Here is a 16366-nt window from a genome sequence, read left to right as displayed (position 1 = left end):
TCCTTGCTCAGCCGCGCTCGACCAGGCGGGCGAGGTTGTCGAGCTCGTTGGCGCGGCCGGCGACGATGCGCTGGGTCCACTCCTCGTCGTGCATCGGGTCGATCGTCATCGTCACGAGCGTTCCGCTGTCGGTCGGCGCCAGGTCGACGGTCGTGAGGTGCTCGTACGGCTCCGTGCCCGGGACGAAGTCGACCAGGGAGACGTAGCCGAGCCGTTGCGGGCGGGCCACCTCCGTGAACCGCTTGCGGGACTCGGTGGCCAACGGCAGGCCGTGCTGCTCCATGAAGGCCACCTGGGCCGGGTCGACGGCGGTCATCGTGTAGACGAGGTCGCCGCCCTCGGTGACGTCGATGGTGGACACGTCGGTCCGGAAGCCGTCGGGGGCCCACCACCGGCTGATGCCGTCGGCGGTGGTCCAGAGGTCCCAGACGGTGTCCGGGGTCGCGGCGATCTCGCGGGTGAGGGCGAGCTGGTCGTTGAGGGATGCGTTCATGTCCACTAATGTATGCGTTGAAACGCATATGTCAAGGGTGCGAGAGGATCCGGTCGTGGATGAGCAGCGGGTGCTGGCGGCCCTGGCGGAGCCGACGAGGTTCGAGATCGTGCGGCACCTCGCCGCCTCGCCCCGGACCATCGGTGAGCTCGTCGAGCGGACCGGGGCCCAGCAGCCCCAGGTGACGCGGCACGTGCAGGCGCTGGAGGCGGCGGGTGTGGTGTCGGTCCACCAGCTCGGGCGCCGTCGGGTCGTCGCGCTCGATCGCCGACGGCTGCGCGGTCTGGCCGACTGGCTCGGAGCGGTCGCGGTGGGGAGCCCCTCCGACGATGCGTTGGTGCAGTACGAGCGCGCGATCGCCGCGGAGGAGGCCGGCATCGCGGCCGGTGTCACCGACCGGACGGTCGAGGTCGGCGTCGACGTCGCCGCCGCGCCTGCGGACGTCTGGCGGGCGTGGACCGATCCGGACGTCGTACGACGGTGGTGGGCGCCTGAGCACTTCGAGGTCGCCGAGGCCATCGTCGAGCCGTGGGTCGGCGGGCGGGTCGCGATCGTGCTGCGCGAGGGCGACGGGACGCTCCACCGTGCGGCCGGCGAGGTGCTGGCCGTCGATCCCGTCCGACGCCTGGAGCTCGAGCTGTCGCCGCTCGACGCCGACGGCGTGCCTCTCTTCAGGTTGGTCCAGGTCGTCGCCCTGGCCGAGGATGCCGGTGGCACGCGGGTGGACCTGACGATCCGGCTGTCGGGGGTCGGGCCTGAGGGCGCGGCGGTGGCGGGCGGCGTACGGCTGGGCTGGGAGGAGACGCTGACGTCCCTCGCCCGGCTGCTCGACGTGTCCGCGTCGTAGGAACCCTCCCCGGCGCACGCCGAGTCGCTAGTGTCGGCGCCGTGAGCGATTCCGAGCTGCTGGCCGGGTACGTCGACGCGTGGTGGAGCTCCGTGCAGGACTTCCTCGCCCTGCTGGAGGAGCTGGACCCGGAGGACTGGACGACACCCACCGACCTCGCCGGCTGGGACGTGAAGGCCGTCGCCTCGCACACGGCGCACCTCGAGTCGCTGCTCGCGGGTGGGCCCGACGAGCAGGCCGAGATCGGCGACCTGCCGCACGTCACCGGACCCATGGGGCAGTTCACCGAGATCGGCGTGGTGACCCGGCGCGACGCCGACCCCACGGCGATCGTCGAGGAGCTGCGCAACCGCACGGCGGCGCGCCACGCGACGCTGGTGGCCGAGCCTCCGACGGACGCCGCGGCGCCGGCCCCGGGCATCTTCGGGATGATCGGCTGGAGCACCCGCACGCTGCTGCGCAACCGACCGCTGGACGTGTGGATGCACGAGCAGGACATCCGACGCGCGGTCGGACGCCCCGGCGGCATGGACACGGCCGGCGCGCAGCACACCGCCGACTACCTCGTCGAGGCCTTCGGCTTCGTCGTCGGCAAGCGCGTCGCCCCTCCCGTCGGTACGACGGCGGTGCTGGCGGTCGAGGGCAGCGCGCCCGTCGCGGTCGAGATCGGCGAGGACGGCCGCGGCCGGACGCTGGCCGTCGTACCGGAGCAGCCCACGGTGCGCCTGGACATGGACCGGGAGTCCTTCATCGTGCTCGCCGGTGGCCGTCGTGCCGCGGCGCCGGGAGGCGTCCGGATCACCGGCGACAGCGAGCTCGGGCAGCGCATCGTCGACCACTTCGCCACGACCCCCTGAGAGGACGGCCGATGTCCGAGAAGTGGAAGGTCGCCGACCTGCCCGACCAGACCGGGCGGACCGTCGTCGTCACCGGGCCGACGCTGGGCGGCCTGGGCCACCACACCGCGCTGGAGCTGGCCCGCCGCGGGGCCCGGGTGGTGCTCGCCGGCCGCAACCCGGCCAAGGTCGAGGAGACCGCCGGTGCGATCCGCGGGGAGGTGCCCGACGCCCTGCTCGAGGCGCTGCACCTGGACCTCGCGAGCCTCGCGTCGGTGCGTGCCGCGGCCGCTGCCGTCGAGCAGATCGGCGCGATCGACGTCCTCGTCAACAACGCGGGCGTGATGGCGACGCCGTACTCCCGCACGGCGGACGGGCTCGAGCTGCAGATGGCGACCAACCACTTCGGTCCCTTCCTGCTGACGGGCCTGCTGCTGCCCCAGATCGCCGACAGCGGCGACGGGCGCGTGGTCAACGTGTCGTCGCTGTTCCACAACTACGCGCTCAAGCCGCCGCTGGGGAACCCGCGCGACCAGATCGGTCGCTACAGCAAGTGGCGGGTCTACGCCCAGTCGAAGCTCGCCAACCTCTACGCCACGGCGGAGCTGGACCGGCGCCTGCGCGAGGCCGGCCTGCCGGTCCGGGCGCTCGCCGCGCACCCGGGCTTCTCCGGCACCCACCTCGCCGCCAACGGGCAGTACGGCCGCTCGTCGGGCGGTGTCGCCACGATCCTCGACGCCGGGGTGCGGGCCGTCGCCCAGTCGGCCGCGGCCGGTGCCTGGCCGTCGCTGATGGCCGCGACCGCCGACCTGCCCGGCAACACCTTCGTCGGCCCGGCCGGCCCCGGCCAGCTCGGTGGCGCGCCGCGCAAGGTGGGCCGGAGCCGGCTGGCGAGGGACGAGGAGGCGGCCCGCGTGCTGTGGGAGATCAGCGAGGAGACCGTCGACCTCCGCTACCCCTGACCGGGCGGCAATGAGCCGCAGGTAAAGGATCGCGCGACTGCCCGTGCGTCGCGCCGCCCGCAATTACCCTGAGGTGACGGAATCACCGGCGCGCCGGACGGTGAATCCGTGGCTGGGGGGCTTGCGATGGTGTCGATCGCGCAATGGCTCGTCGCCGAGGGCCTGCTGGATGCCTCCCAGCTCGCCTCGGCGACCGATCGACAGCGCCGTCAGGGCGGTTACCTCGGCGACCACCTGGTCGAGGCCGGCCACCTCACGGCGGAGGAGTTCTACGACGCGCTGGAGCGGTCGTGGCGGCAGGAGCGCCGGGACCTGGTCGCGGACCCGCCCGACGGAGCGCTCCTGGTCGAGCTCGACCTGGAGCGCACGGTCGAGCTCGGGTGGATCGCCTGCGAGCTGGGCGACGACGGATCCGTCGTGGTCGCCTCGTCCGTCCCGCCCACCGAGGACCTGGTGGCCGAGGTGCTCGACCACTTCCCGGGACGCCAGCCCGAGTTCGCGTCGTGCCGGGGCGACGACCTCGACAGCGTCGCCATCGCGGCGCGGGTGGAGCGGCTCGCCGGCGCCCGTCGTACGCCGCCGGCCCGGCTGGTCCACCCGATCCACATCGCCCTCGCGGCCGTCGGCGCCCCGGTCGCCATGGCCGCTGCGGTGCTGGTGCCGCTCGACGTCCTCGCCGTGCTCCTGCTCGCCGCTGCCGCCGCCTTCCTGGTCGGTGGGGTGATCCAGGTGCTCACCGGCTACGCGCTCCTGGCGGGGCTCGACGGGCCGGGCTCCTCCACGGGCACCGGGCTGGCGGCGGTCGTGGACGACAGCGAGCTGCCGCTCTACACGGTGATCGTGCGGGTCTGCGGCGGCCGGGAGGGCCTGGAGGAGCTCTTCGACAACTTCCGCGCCCTCGACTACCCCCGCGACCGGACCGACGCGATCATCGTCGTGGCGCAGGAGGACGTCGAGACCCTCAGGGCGCTCCGGGCGACCAGCCCGCGCGGCTGGGTGCGGGTGGCTCGCGTGCCGATGGCGGACTTCGTCGACGTCGTACAGGCGTGCGACCACGGGCTGGCCCTGGCCCGCGGGCGCTACGTCGTCGCCTACGACCAGGACGAGCGGCCGGCCCCGGACCAGCTGCGCCGGGCCGTCGAGGTCTTCGAGAGCGACCTCGCCGCCCGACTCGCGGGCGCCTCGCCGGCGCCGCCCCTCGTCGGGCTGCGGGTGGCGCGGCGGAGCGGGTCCCAGCCGTTCGCGCTCGACCGCATGGCCGAGGCGGACGAGGCGCTCGGCTTCGGCGGCCCGAGCGGGCGGGGCCCCGCCCGCTCGCCGGAGGTGACCGCCGTGCACTTCAACATGCGGCTCCTGCGCCGGCTGGGTGGGTTCGGCCTGCTCCTGTCGCGCGGCGGGCCGCGGGGGAACGGCGATGCCACCCCGCGGATCGAGGCCCTCGACTCGAGCTCGGTGCGTGCCTCGGCCCCGGACGCCCTCGCGTGGTGGGACCAGCAGGCCGATGCGTTCAGCCAGGACGTGCTCGACGTCGCGACCCGCACCGTCGCCCTGCTGCGCCGCGGGGCCGAGCGGCCGGCCGAGGAGGCCTCGGCGGTCGCGGCACGGCTGGGCGCCATCCTGCTGCTCCTCAGCTACCCCGTCGTCCTCGGTGGCGGCGTGGCAGCGGCCCTGCGCAGCAGCGGGATGGTCGGATCGCTCGCCGGCAACGCCGCCTCGGTCGCGATCGGGGAGGTGGTCCTGGTGGTCGGCGCGGTCACGATCGTGGCGGCGGCCTTCCTCGCGCGCCGCCGCGGGTGGCGCGCCGGCGTCGACGCACTCGCCCTGCCGGTGCTCTGGCTGCTCTACTCCTTCGCGGCCTGGGCGGCGTTGTACGCCGTCCTGCTCCGGCCGCGGAGGGTGCGCCGGCCCTGACCCCGTCCCGCTCCTGCCGGCCGCCGAGCCCGGGAGGCCGACCCTCCGACAGCCGGTCCGGAGGAGGCCCTACGCTGGGCAGATCTCGGGACGAAAGGGATGTGCGATGTCGTTCATCTTCGACCACCAGGCCCTGCCATCGACGCCGCCGGCGCCGGCCGCGCTGCCGGAACGCGTCCGGGCCCGGATCTGGGCGGGCCTGTTCGCCCTCGTGCTGCTCGCCGCCGTCGTCGGCTCGGCGCTGCTGTTCTGACGGGGAGGGCACTCAGGCCGCGAGCGGCACGGTGCCCGGCATCACCGTCGGCGCGCAGTCGCAGGTGTCGCTGCACGCCAGGTAGGTGTGCACCGCGTGCCCGCAGGCCGGGCACGGCAGGTCGTGGCTGAGGTACTGCTGGGTGGTCTGCTCGGTGGTCCACATGGCCCTGTCTCCTCGTCCTGGCGTCGTGGTGTGTCTTCATAAGGACCACGAACGAGATCGGCCAGATACGACAGATGTGGAGACTTTTCCGCGGACGTCCTCTCAGCGGCCGCGGGGGCCGTACACCGCCTCGGCCTTCTTGAACGCCGCCTCGCGGGCCGCCTTGGTGTTGCGGGCGGCCAGCAGGTAGGCCTGCTCGATCCGCTCGCGGGAGAAGGTACGACGGGCCGAGGCGGTCCAGGTGTCGTTGAAGAGGCGCTTGGCGGCCGCGACGGCGTCGGGCGACTTGCGGGAGATCTCGTTGGCGATCGCGAGCGCCCCGGTAAGCGGGTCGTTGTCGAGGCGGGTCACCAGGCCGAGCTCGTGGGCGCGGGTGCCGTCGAAGACCTCGGCGGTCATGGTGAGCAGCTTGGCCTGGTCGATGCCGACGAGCTCCTTGAGCGCCTGGATGCCGGACATGTCGGGGATCAGGCCCCACTTGCCCTCGAGGACGGACCACCGCGAGTCGGGGGTGGCGACGCGGAAGTCGGCGGCGAGGGCGATCTGGAGGCCGCCGCCGAGGCAGTGCCCGTGCACGGCCGCGATCACCGGGACGGGGATCCGGCGGAAGGCCCACGGGGCCTCCTGGAAGAGGTTGGTGCCGCGCAGCGGCCGCGGGATGAACGCCTTGGCGATGCCGGCGGGGCTGCGCATGACCGAGGCGAAGTCGAGGCCGGCGCAGAAGGCGTCGCCCTCGCCGCTGATGACGACGGCGCGCAGGGTCTTGTCCTTGCGCAGCCGGTGGGCGGTGGCGACGAGCTCCTCGAGCGTCTCGAGGGTCAGCGCGTTGAGCTTGTCCGGACGGTCCAGCCGGACGTGGGCGATGCCGTCGGTGATCGTGCAGGTCACGGTGCTCATGGCGCCATGCTACCCGCCAGTAACCACGAACGTCATGCGAAGCGGCCGCCGAGGCGACCGGATCGCATGACGTCCGGGGCGTGGAGGGTCAGGCCGCCTTGGCCAGCTCCTGCTTCGCGGCGGCGCTCTCGAGGAGGCGCTGCATGACGCGGCGCTTGCGCTTGTCGGCGGTCGCCATCGCGTAGAGCAGCTTGAGCTGGCTGGGGAGGTTCTTGGTGTTCGTGGTGGCGAGCCAGCCGTTCGGGAAGGACAGGCGCACGACGCGGTGCCAAGCGCTGTAGACCTGCTGCGGGAGCGGCGCCTCGTGGTAGTTCAGGCCGTACTTGTCGAAGACCGCCTTCACCTTCGGGGCGACCTCGGCGTACCGGCTGCTGGGCAGGTCGGGGAAGAGGTGGTGCTCGATCTGGTGCGACAGGTTGCCGGTCATGATGTGCATCAGCTTCGAGCCGGAGATGTTGGCGGAGCCGAGCATCTGGCGCAGGTACCACTGGCCCCGCGTCTCCTTCTCCGGGATCGACTTCAGCTCGAAGGTCTCGACGCCCTCGGGGAAGTGGCCGCACATGATGACCGAGTGCGACCAGAGGTTGCGCACGACGTTGGCGGTGAAGTTCGCGGCGAGGGCCGGCAGGAACGAGCCGGTCGGCGCGGCGAGGACCGGGTTGACGACGTAGTCCTTCGTCGCCTGCTTGCGGATCTTCCTCAGCGTGTTGCCGAGGTTGCGCTTGAACTCCTCGCTGCGCTTCTCCTTCGGCGTGCGCAGGTTGCGGCCCAGCTCGAGGTCGTACGCCGCGATGCCGTACTCGAAGAAGCACGCGTTGATGAAGTTCCACAGCGGCTGCGCGAGGTAGAGCGGGTACCAGCGCTGCTCCTCGTCGACGCGCATGATGCCGTAGCCGAGGTCGTTGTCCTTGCCGACGATGTTCGTGTACGTGTGGTGGATCTCGTTGTGCGAGTGCTTCCAGCCCTCGGCGGTCGAGGCGTTGTCCCACTCCCACGTGGTCGAGTGGATCTTCGGGTCACGCATCCAGTCCCACTGGCCGTGCATGACGTTGTGGCCGATCTCCATGTTCTCGAGGATCTTGGCCACCGAGAGGCCGACGGTGCCGGCGACCCAGGCGGGCGGGAAGATGCTCACGAGCAGCGCGGCGCGCGAGGCCAGCTCCAGCTTGCGCTGCACGTCGACCATCTTGCGGATGTACGCCGCGTCCTCCTCGCCGCGCGCGTCGAGCACCTCCTGGCGGATGGCGTCGAGCTCGGCACCGAGCGCCTCGATGTCCTCGGGGGAGAGGTGGGCGATCGGGTTGTCGGCCTTGTTGGTCACAGTCGTCATGGGGTGTGGCTCCTTCGTGGGTGGGGGGAGTCAGTGGTCGATGTGGCAGTCGCCGGCGGCGGCGCTGATGCAGGTCTGGATCTTCACGCCGTCCGGGTGGGTCTCACCGGGGACGGCGACGGTGAGCTCGCCGTTGCGCAGGTCGCGGACGACGCCGGACTTCATCGGCAGCACGCAGCCCATGCAGATGCCCATCCGGCACCCGCTCGGCATCAGCACGCCGGCCGACTCGGCCGCGTCGAGGATCGGGGTCGAGCCGTCGGCCTCGACGCTCACGCCCGACGAGCCGGTGAAGGTCACCGTGCCGCCGGTGCTGTCGGCGTCGGCCGCGATGACGGCCGGGCGGAAGCGCTCGGTGTGGAGCGTGAGCCGGCGCTCGTCGTAGAAGGCCTCGAGGGTGTCGAGCAGCCCGGCCGGCCCGCAGGCGTACGCCGTGCGCGTGGTCAGGTCGGGGACCTCGGCCTCGAGGTCGGCCGTCGTCAGCAGGCCGTCGGTGTCGGTGTGCCGCTCGATGAGGCGCAGGCGCCCGGCCTCGGCGTGCGCACGCAGCTCGGCGCCGAAGATGACCTCGTCCTTCGCCATCGCGGAGTGCACCAGGACGATGTCGTAGGCGGCGCGGGCCTCGCCCTCGTTGCGCGAGTAGAGGTTGCGCAGCATGCCGATCACCGGGGTGATGCCGGAGCCGGCGGTGACGAGGAGCAGCTTCTGCCGCTGGCCGGCCTTCGGCTGCGGCAGCACGAAGTCGCCCTCGGCCTGCGCGAGCTGGAGCATCTGGCCCGGACGGGCGGTGCGCACGAGGTGCTGCGAGACCGCGCCGCCGGGGATCGCCTTGACGGTGATCGAGATCCGGCCGTCACGGCGGGGGCCGTGGGTCAGCGAGTAGGTGCGCCACAGGCGCACGCCGTCGACGTCCACGCCGACCCGGACGTACTGGCCCGGGATGTGCCCGGCCCAGTCCCGGCCGGGCTTGATGACGATGGTGGCGGCGTCGGCGGTCTCCGACTCGACGGCCACGATCCGGCCCTGCAGGCCGGAGGCGGCGCCGGGGCGGAGCGGCGCGAAGTGGTCGAGCAGGTCGTCGACGGACAGCGGGGTCACTGCCGCGTCCAGGAGGTTGCGCAGCCCGGACGAGAGCCGCCCGGTGCGGGCGGCCGCGAGGGGGCCGGCGGTCGTCGTACTCACACCACCAGACTCCCAACTCGGGCCGCTAAACTCATGACCACAGTCGGTGAATCTTCCGGCTCCTTTTGTTCGCAGGGAGTGAAAGAGGGCGAGATGCCGCGTCGAGTGTTGCGCAGGCCACGGGCCGGCGAGAGCGTCCTGCTCCCGCCGGAGACCGTCGCCGCGATCCGCGCCGACCTGGCGACGGTCGCCGACGACGTGGTCGACCAGATCATCCGCGAGGTGCCGCCCTACGAGGACGCCTTCAGCGGGCCCATGGGCGAGACCATCCGCGGCGCCGTGCAGGTCGCGCTCGGCGGCTTCCTCTCCCTCATCAGCGACCGGCGCGGCCCGGACGCCCTCGCGCCGCGGGCCTCCGCCGTCGACGGCGCCTACCAGCTGGGGCGCGGCGAGGTCAGGAGCGGGCGTACGACGGACGCGCTCCTGTCGGCGTACCGGATCGGTGCGCGGGTCTCCTGGCAGCACCTGTCGGCGAAGGCGGTGCAGCAGGGCATCGACCCGGCCCAGATGGCGTCCTTCGCCGAGCTCGTCTTCGCCTACATCGACGAGCTCTCGGCGGCGAGCGTCGCCGGCCACCAGGACGAGTCGGCCACCGAGGGCCGGATCCGGCAGCGGATGGCGGAACGGCTGGCGCGCCACCTGCTCGTCGGCGCCCCCGAGGCGACCGTGCTGGCGTCGGCGGAGCGGGCCGAGTGGACGCCGCCGACCACGCTCACGGCCGTGCTCGTCCACGAGTCGCAGGCGGGCTCCCTGCTGCAGACCTTCAAGCGCGGGACCCTGCTGACCGCCGACCTGCCCGACCTCGACGGCGACGCGCTGCTGATGGTCCCCGACGCGCACGACCGGGCCCGGGCCGTGCTGCTGCGCGCCGTGCGCGGCCGCGACGCGCTCGTCGGGCCGCCGCGGCCGTGGATGCAGGTCCGCGAGTCCTTCGACCGGGCGGTCCGTGCCCGCTCCCTCGGCCTCACCGGCGACACTGAGCTGCACCTGCCGCGGCTGGTGCTGACCGCCGACCCGCGGGCGCTCGAGGACCTGCGGGCCGTCGTACTCGCACCTCTGGCGGAGCTGCGCCCCGCCGCCGCCGCCAAGCTGCGCGAGACGCTGCGGGCGTGGCTGCTGCACCAGGGCCGGCGTGACGACGTGGCGGCCGCGCTGTTCGTGCACCCGCAGACGATCCGCTACCGCATGACCCAGCTCCGCGAGCTCTACGGCGATCGTTTGGAGGATCCCGCTACGGTCCTCGCGCTGACCCTTGCGCTCGGTGTGGAGGAGGAATCCGGATGAGGTCGTGGGCCACTCGGGGGCTGATGGCGGCGGCGGTGGTGCCGGTCCTGCTGGCCGCCGGCTGCACGACGGCCGAGAAGGATGGCGACGACTCCCCGGACGCCAGCGCCAACCGCCAGCCGATCGAGGCCGGTGACCGCTACGTGGCCCTCGGCGACTCCTACACCTCCGCGCCCGGCGTGGGTACGACGACGGGCCCGGCGGGCTGCCTGCGCACCGACGGCAACTACCCGACGCTGCTCGCGGGCGCCCTCGACCTCGAGCTCACCGACGTCAGCTGCGGAGGCGCGAAGACCGACGACATGACCAAGCCGCAGGTCGTCGGCTCCGAGACCGTTCCGGCGCAGGTCGACGCGGTCACCGAGGACACCGACCTGGTGACCCTCAGCATCGGCGCCAACAACGGCTCGGTCTACGGCAACCTCGTCGTCAGCTGCGCCCGCCTCGCCACGACGAACCCGACCGGCGCCCCGTGCTCCGACCTCGCTCAGAAGAACCCCGACGTGCTGCCCCAGGTCTTCGACGGCGTCGAGGCCGGCATCGTCGAGACCGTCGGCGCGATCCTCGACCGGGCACCCCACGCCCGCGTCGTGATCGTCGGCTATCCCCAGATCATCCCCGCGCAGGGCACTTGCGCCCTGCTGCCCCTCGCCGAGGGCGACTACGCGTTCGGGCGCGGCGTGCTGCAGGAGTTCGTCGAGGCGCAGGCCGAGGCCGCCGAGAAGGCCGGGGCCGAGTACGTCGACGTGTGGGCCGCCTCCGAGGGCCACGACATCTGCGGGCAGGAGCCGTGGGTGGCCGGCTTCCGCCCGGCGGAGGCCGGGACGGCGTACCACCCGTACGCGGAGGAGCAGGCGGCCGTGGCCGACCTGCTCGAGTCCACCGTGTCGGGACCGTAGGTGAGCGCGCGGCTGCGGGCGGCCGGCGCACTGCTCTGCGCCCTCACGCTCGGGGGTTGCTCCTCCTCCGCGTCGGGCGAGGGCGGCGGCTCCCCGGCCCCGGCGACCGTGCGCCCGTCAGTGACGACCACGCCGGAGCAGTCGCTGGGCCTGTCGTATGTCGCCCTCGGTGACTCCTTCACTGCAGCACCGGGCGTGGGCGAGCCGACCGGGCCGGGCGCTTGCTTCCGCACCGACGCGAACTACCCGCACCTCCTCGCCGAGCGCCTCGGGCTGGACCTCGCCGACGTCAGCTGTGCCGGCGCGACCAGCCGCGACCTGCACGCGCCGCAGCCCCTGGTCGGCGTGCCTGCCCAGCTCGCCGCCGTCACCTCCCGCACGGAGCTGGTCACCCTGAGCATCGGCGCCAACGACGGCGGGCTCTTCGCGGCCCTCGCGAGCCAGTGCGTCGGTCTCGGCCAGCTCGGGCAGGAGCAGCGGGCCCGCTCGTGCGTCGGTGACGAGCGCTTCGCGGAGGACCGCCTGAGGGCCGAGCTGGCGGAGCTGTCGCGGGAGACGGTGCGCTCGGTCCGCGCGATCCGGAAGCGGGCGCCGCGCGCCGAGCTGGTGGTGATCGGGTACCCGCAGCTCGTCCCGGCGCGGGGGACGTGCGAGGCTCTGCCGCTCGATCCCGACGAGGTGCCCTTCGTGCACGAGGTCAACAGCCGGGTCGCCGCCGCCGTGGAGGACGGGGCGCGGACCGCGCGCGTCGCCTATGTCGACATGTGGAGCGCCAGCGAGGGCCACGACGCCTGCGCGCCGCAGCCGTGGGTGGCCGGGCTCAGGCCCGTCGGTCCGGGTGCCCCGCTCCACCCCTACGCGGCGCACCAGGTCGCGGTGGCCGACGCCCTCGCAGCGCTGGTCTCCTAGCCCGCGAGGAAGGTGAACCGCACCTCGCGCACCTCGTTGTCGACGTTGAGGTCGACCAGGCAGATGCTCTGCCAGGTGCCGAGCGCGAGCCGGCCGTCGAGGACCGGGACGGTGGCGTAGGGCGGGATGAGCGCCGGCATCACGTGCGAGCGGCCGTGGCCGGGGGAGCCGTGGCGGTGCTGCCACCGGTCGTCGGCGGGCAGCAGGTCGGCGAGGGCCGCGAGCAGGTCGTCGTCGCTGCCCGCGCCGGTCTCGAGGATCGCGATGCCGGCGGTGGCGTGCGGGACGAAGACGTGGAGCAGTCCGTCCCCGCGGCCGGCGGCGTACGACGCACAGTCGCGGGTCAGGTCGAGGACGGCCTCGCGGTCGCCGGTGCGGTAGGTGCGGGTCTCGCTGTCCATCCGACCATCCTGCTTCAAGGCGAACGGGGTCGTGTGCCTGAGGCCACGGATATCCGCTGCCTCAGGCACACGACCCCGTCCGGGACGTGCGTGGATCAGCCCTGGAGGGCTGCGATCGCCTCGTGGATCGCGAGCGTGCGCTCGGCGGACTCCACGTGCAGGCTCTCGACCATCTTGCCGTTGTAGGTGACGACGCCGGAGCCCTTGCCGTCCTCCCAGGCCTGGATCAGGCCGCGGGCGTCCTCGACGGCCTGCTCGCTCGGGGCGAACCCGGTGTTGGCGCCCTCGACCTGGCCGGGGTGGATGAGGGTCTTGCCGTCGAAGCCCATCTGGCGGCCCTGCTCGACCTCGGCGAGGAAGCCGTCGATGTTCTTCACGTCGTTGTAGACGCCGTCGATGATCACGATGCCGGCGGCGCGGGCCGCGAGCAGGGCGAGGCCCAGGCCGGTGATCACGGGCTGCCGGCCGGGCACGTGCTCGGCGTACAGCTCCTTGACCAGGTCGTTGGTGCCCATCACGAAGCCGGTGAGGCGCTCGGAGGCGGTCGCGATCGACAGCGCGTTGAGCATGCCGATCGGGGTCTCGACCATCGCCCAGAGCTTGGTCTTCTCCGGCGCGCCGGCGGCGGCGAGCGCGTCGACGAGCTGGAGGACCTCCTCGGCGGAGTTCACCTTGGGCACGAGTACGACGTCCGGGCCCGCCTTGGCGGCCACCCGGATGTCCTCGTCGTGCCACTCGGTGCCGATGCCGTTGACCCGGATGATCAGGTGGCGGCGGCCGTACTCGCCGGAGGCGACGGCCGCGGCGGCGGCCTCGCGGGCGCCGGGCTTCGCGTCGGGGGCGACGGCGTCCTCGAGGTCGAAGATGATGGCGTCGGCGGGCAGCGTCTTCGCCTTCTCCAGCGCCCGCTCGTTGGAGCTGGGCATGTAGAGGACGGAGCGCAGCGGCTTGAACTCGGTCATGGGTCAGGCCTCCGGGGTCTCGATGGCGTCGTAGGTGGCCTTGAGGTCGGGGTCGATCTCGGCCAGCTTCTCGGCGAGCTCGACGAGGACCAGGCACTGCTTGAGGGAGGCGTCGTCCTCCATCTTGCCGTCGATCATGACCGCGCCGGTGCCGTCGCCCATGGCGGCGACGACGCGGCGGGCGTGCGCGATGTCCTCGACGCTCGGGGAGAAGACGCGGTTGGCGATCTTGATCTGGACCGGGTGCAGCGACCAGGTGCCGACGCAGCCGAGCAGGAACGCGTTGCGGAACTGGTCCTCGCACGCGACGGTGTCCTTGATGTCGCCGAACGGCCCGTAGTACGGGTAGATCCCGTGCGTCGCGCAGGCGTCGACCATCTTGGCGATCGTGTAGTGCCACAGGTCCTGCTGGAAGATCGCACGCTTCGCGTCGAGGTCCGGCAGGCCGTCCTCGCCGCGCGGGGCGTCCTCGCGCACGAGGTAGCCGGGGTGGCCGCCGCCGACGCGGGTGGTCTTCATCTTGCGGTCGGCCGCGAGGTCGGCCGGGCCGAGGGAGAGGCCCTGCATGCGCGGGGAGGCGCCGCAGATCTCCTCGACGTTGGCGACGCCGCGGGCGGTCTCAAGGATCGCGTGGATGAGGATCGGGCGGGTGATGCCGGCCTTGGCCTCGAGCTGGGCGAGGATCCGGTCGACGTAGTGGATGTCCTCGGCGCCCTGCACCTTCGGGACCATGATCACGTCGAGCTTGTCGCCGATCGCCGGCACCAGCGTGGTCAGGTCGTCGAGCACCCAGGGGCTGTCGAGCGCGTTGATGCGCGTCCACAGCTGGGTCGGACCGAAGTCGGTCGCCTGGGCGATCCGCACCAGGCCCTCGCGGGCGGCGACCTTGTTGTCGGCCTTGACGGCGTCCTCGAGGTTGCCGAGCAGCACGTCGACGGTGCCGACCATGTCGGGGATCTTCGCGGCCATCTTCTCGTTCGACGGGTCGAAGAAGTGGATGGCGCGGCTGGGCCGGGCGGGGATCTCGCGCAGCGGGGCCGGGGCACCCACGGCGAGCGGTCGGAAGAAGTCCTTGGCGCTCTTGTGACTCACGTTTGCTGAACCTACCCGTGAGTCACCCCGTCCGGGTATGACGGATGTCTCGCCGAGACGGTCCGGTCGTCGTACCGTGGCGCGATGACGCCGGAGGAGGTCGACGCGTTCGCCCGCTCGCTGCCCGGCTGCAAGCGCAAGGGCACCCCTCAGCACCCCGCCTGGTACGTCGACGACCGGCTCGTCGCTCGTCTCGTCGACCCGGGCGAGCTGGTGGTCCGCGCGGGATTCGAGGAGCGGGAGCGGATGGTCGCCGAGCACCCGGAGACCTTCGGCGTCCCGCCCCGCTACGAGCGCCACCTGAAGGTGCAGGCGCTGCTCAGCGGCGACGCCGCCGCGCTCCGCGCAGCCATCCGCGGCGCCTGGGAGCTGCAGCGTCGGTGACGGCGGCGAGGGCGGCGCGCTCGGCGCGCCGGGCGGTCTGGCGCTCGCGCCAGGCCTCGATCGTCGCCTCCACGTCACGGGGCATGGTGATCAGGGGCGGGCCGTCGACGGGGGTGTACCGGGCCCGGATGACCCGGGCGTTGAAGTCCTCGACGAACGCCCGCGCCTCGCGCTCCGAGCCGAGGGTGTCGAGGTGCGCGTCGAGCTCCGCGTCGTCCTTGCGCAGCTGCAGGGCCGGGGGCAGGACGGTGATCCGCTCGCGCTCGACGAGCCGCTTCACCCACCAGTCGGGGTCGTGGCTGGTGCCGAGGTCGGGGATCGGCTTGCCCGCGCCGGCGAGGTTGTCGAAGTCCCCGCGCTCCATCGCCTGCCGCACCTGCAGGTCGACCCAGGTCTGCTGCTGCTCGATCCGGGCGCGGGCGGCGGCCCTCTCCGCGCGCGGGTCCGCGGGCTGGTCGCGGTCCGGCTCCTCCTCCATGCACTCCAGCGTAGGCACGGCCGGCCACCCACCCTTGTGCCTGCGGCCGGAGCGGGCGCATGGTGGAGTCATGCACGCCAACGTGGGTGACCGGCTCGTCGTGGAGAGCCACTCCGACGCGCAGCACCGGCGCGAGGCCGAGGTGCTCGAGGTCCGCGGGAGCGACGGCGGGCCGCCGTACCTCGTGCGGTGGGACGACGGCCACGAATCGCTCGCCTTCCCCGGCCCGGACGCGCACGTCGTACCGGCCGGCTTCTGATCAGCCCTCCGGCCGCAAGAACCCCGCGATCAGCGGCGCCAGGGTGTCCGCGCTGGTGACCAGCCCGAGGTGGCCGTCCGGGTAGACGTGCAGGGTCGCGTGCGGCAGCAGCCGGGTCATGATCCGGGCGTTGACGAGCGGGATGATCGGGTCGTCGTCGCCGGCGAGCACCAGCGTGGGCTGCCGGATGAAGGGCAGCCCGGGCAGGCTCGACCAGCCCGCCCCCGCGAGCAGCTGGAGCAGGTAGCCGCGCCGCGAGCCGACGCGCGAGTGCGCGTGCATGAGGCGTCGTACGTCGTCGGGTCGGTCGCGCATCTGCCCGCCGTAGAGCTCGGCGGCGACCTGCACGGCGTAGTCGGCGTCGCGGTAACGCTGCGGGGTGACCATCTTGCGCAGCACGCTCGGCGGCGCGGGCACCATCAGCGACCCGGTGGCAGTGCTGACGAGCACGAGGCGCCGGACGCGGCGGGGCTGCTGGAAGGCCAGCTGCTGGGCGAGCCCGCCGCCCCACGAGATCCCGAGGACGTCGTACCGGTCGAAGCCGAGCTGGCTCATCATCTTCGCGACGCCCACGCCGAGCAGCGCGAAGTTGTAGGGCACCTTGGGGTCGGGCGACCCGCCCACGCCGGGCACGTCGAAGCGCACGACACCGATCCGGGGGTCGAGCGCGTCGACGAAGGGCTGCAGCAGGTCGAGGCTGGCACCGATCCCGTTGCAGAGCAGCAGCGGGGGACCGGGCTCGGTGCCGGGACGCACCGCGGCGCGGATCTCGTGCCCGAGCACGGTGAGCTGGCGCAGCTCGAGGGGGCGGTCCAACGCGGG

At 72.9% G+C, this 16366-nt stretch carries 20 protein-coding genes; 10 read left to right on the top strand and 10 right to left on the bottom strand.

The window, feature by feature from the left end; genetic code table 11:
* Window positions 1-7: 7 nt before the first annotated feature.
* Window positions 8-493, bottom strand: coding sequence for an SRPBCC family protein (locus BJ993_RS06745; protein WP_179648172.1), 486 nt, complete (start codon window positions 491-493; stop codon window positions 8-10).
* A 55-nt stretch (window positions 494-548) separates the two neighbouring features.
* Between BJ993_RS06745 and BJ993_RS06740 the strand changes: the two genes are divergently transcribed.
* The 5 genes from BJ993_RS06740 to BJ993_RS06720 all read left to right on the top strand — a co-directional run bounded on the left by BJ993_RS06740 (window position 549) and on the right by BJ993_RS06720 (window position 5302).
* Window positions 549-1340 (top strand): metalloregulator ArsR/SmtB family transcription factor, encoded by a 792-nt coding sequence (locus BJ993_RS06740; protein ID WP_179648171.1) that lies wholly within the window; start codon window positions 549-551, stop codon window positions 1338-1340.
* A gap of 41 nt (window positions 1341-1381) precedes the next feature.
* Window positions 1382-2197, top strand: coding sequence for a maleylpyruvate isomerase family mycothiol-dependent enzyme (locus BJ993_RS06735; RefSeq protein ID WP_179648170.1), 816 nt, complete (start codon window positions 1382-1384; stop codon window positions 2195-2197).
* A gap of 11 nt (window positions 2198-2208) precedes the next feature.
* Window positions 2209-3138, top strand: a complete 930-nt coding sequence (locus tag BJ993_RS06730; RefSeq protein ID WP_179648169.1) for an oxidoreductase — start codon at window positions 2209-2211, stop codon at window positions 3136-3138.
* Between the two features lie 108 nt (window positions 3139-3246).
* Window positions 3247-5049: a cyclic di-GMP-binding domain-containing protein, MshE-related gene (locus tag BJ993_RS06725; RefSeq protein WP_179648168.1), complete on the top strand. Its 1803-nt coding sequence runs from the start codon at window positions 3247-3249 to the stop codon at window positions 5047-5049.
* Window positions 5050-5155: 106 nt separating this feature from the next.
* Window positions 5156-5302: a hypothetical protein gene (locus tag BJ993_RS06720; protein WP_179648167.1), complete on the top strand. Its 147-nt coding sequence runs from the start codon at window positions 5156-5158 to the stop codon at window positions 5300-5302.
* A 12-nt stretch (window positions 5303-5314) separates the two neighbouring features.
* Here the strand turns inward: BJ993_RS06720 and BJ993_RS06715 are convergent, their stop codons facing one another.
* The 4 genes from BJ993_RS06715 to BJ993_RS06700 form a co-directional block, all read right to left on the bottom strand.
* A complete protein-coding gene (locus tag BJ993_RS06715; protein ID WP_179648166.1) occupies window positions 5315-5467 on the bottom strand; it encodes a hypothetical protein in 153 nt (50 codons plus the stop codon).
* Window positions 5468-5569: 102 nt separating this feature from the next.
* Entirely contained in the window at window positions 5570-6364 is a 795-nt protein-coding gene (locus BJ993_RS06710) for a crotonase/enoyl-CoA hydratase family protein (RefSeq protein ID WP_179648165.1), read from the bottom strand.
* A gap of 88 nt (window positions 6365-6452) precedes the next feature.
* On the bottom strand, window positions 6453-7694 hold the full coding sequence (locus BJ993_RS06705) for a fatty acid desaturase family protein (RefSeq protein ID WP_179648164.1): 1242 nt from the start codon (window positions 7692-7694) through the stop codon (window positions 6453-6455).
* Between the two features lie 30 nt (window positions 7695-7724).
* Complete coding sequence (locus BJ993_RS06700) at window positions 7725-8876, bottom strand: ferredoxin reductase (RefSeq protein ID WP_308645503.1); 1152 nt, start codon at window positions 8874-8876, stop codon at window positions 7725-7727.
* Between the two features lie 93 nt (window positions 8877-8969).
* Between BJ993_RS06700 and BJ993_RS06695 the strand changes: the two genes are divergently transcribed.
* Genes BJ993_RS06695 through BJ993_RS06685 form a run of 3 tightly spaced genes read left to right on the top strand, consistent with a single transcriptional unit; the run spans window position 8970 to window position 11968 of the window.
* Entirely contained in the window at window positions 8970-10160 is a 1191-nt protein-coding gene (locus tag BJ993_RS06695; protein WP_179648163.1) for a PucR family transcriptional regulator, read from the top strand.
* Window positions 10157-11059, top strand: coding sequence for an SGNH/GDSL hydrolase family protein (locus BJ993_RS06690; RefSeq protein ID WP_179648162.1), 903 nt, complete (start codon window positions 10157-10159; stop codon window positions 11057-11059). Before BJ993_RS06695 ends, BJ993_RS06690 begins: the two co-directional genes overlap by 4 nt.
* Entirely contained in the window at window positions 11060-11968 is a 909-nt protein-coding gene (locus BJ993_RS06685) for an SGNH/GDSL hydrolase family protein (RefSeq protein ID WP_179648161.1), read from the top strand.
* Here BJ993_RS06685 and BJ993_RS06680 read toward each other — a convergent pair.
* From BJ993_RS06680 to BJ993_RS06670, 3 genes are all read right to left on the bottom strand, one after another.
* Window positions 11965-12369: a YjbQ family protein gene (locus BJ993_RS06680; protein ID WP_179648160.1), complete on the bottom strand. Its 405-nt coding sequence runs from the start codon at window positions 12367-12369 to the stop codon at window positions 11965-11967. The two genes, BJ993_RS06685 and BJ993_RS06680, sit on opposite strands and share 4 nt — an antisense overlap.
* 95 nt (window positions 12370-12464) lie before the next feature.
* On the bottom strand, window positions 12465-13331 hold the full coding sequence (locus BJ993_RS06675) for an HpcH/HpaI aldolase/citrate lyase family protein (RefSeq protein ID WP_179648159.1): 867 nt from the start codon (window positions 13329-13331) through the stop codon (window positions 12465-12467).
* 3 nt (window positions 13332-13334) lie between these two features.
* Window positions 13335-14423, bottom strand: coding sequence for an HpcH/HpaI aldolase/citrate lyase family protein (locus tag BJ993_RS06670; RefSeq protein WP_036548820.1), 1089 nt, complete (start codon window positions 14421-14423; stop codon window positions 13335-13337).
* Between the two features lie 84 nt (window positions 14424-14507).
* Here BJ993_RS06670 and BJ993_RS06665 point away from each other — a divergent pair, with 84 nt between their 5' ends.
* A complete protein-coding gene (locus BJ993_RS06665) occupies window positions 14508-14807 on the top strand; it encodes a hypothetical protein (RefSeq protein ID WP_179648158.1) in 300 nt (99 codons plus the stop codon).
* On the opposite strand, the gene BJ993_RS06660 is transcribed toward BJ993_RS06665, so the two are convergent.
* On the bottom strand, window positions 14743-15285 hold the full coding sequence (locus BJ993_RS06660) for a DnaJ family domain-containing protein (RefSeq protein ID WP_179648157.1): 543 nt from the start codon (window positions 15283-15285) through the stop codon (window positions 14743-14745). The two genes, BJ993_RS06665 and BJ993_RS06660, sit on opposite strands and share 65 nt — an antisense overlap.
* Window positions 15286-15355: 70 nt before the next feature.
* On the opposite strand from BJ993_RS06660, the gene BJ993_RS06655 reads away from it, so the two are divergent.
* Window positions 15356-15544, top strand: coding sequence for a DUF1918 domain-containing protein (locus BJ993_RS06655; RefSeq protein ID WP_179648156.1), 189 nt, complete (start codon window positions 15356-15358; stop codon window positions 15542-15544).
* Here BJ993_RS06655 and phaZ read toward each other — a convergent pair whose 3' ends face one another.
* Window positions 15545-16360 carry a poly(3-hydroxyalkanoate) depolymerase gene (phaZ, locus tag BJ993_RS06650; RefSeq protein WP_218864624.1) on the bottom strand — a complete coding sequence of 272 codons (816 nt, stop codon included), beginning with the start codon at window positions 16358-16360 and terminating at the stop codon, window positions 15545-15547.
* Window positions 16361-16366 lie beyond the last annotated feature (6 nt).

This window comes from Nocardioides aromaticivorans, from assembly GCF_013408525.1.
Lineage (GTDB): Bacteria > Actinomycetota > Actinomycetes > Propionibacteriales > Nocardioidaceae > Nocardioides > Nocardioides aromaticivorans.
Note: the sequence above shows the minus strand (reverse complement) of the source record. Positions and strands in the feature narration are given on the sequence as shown.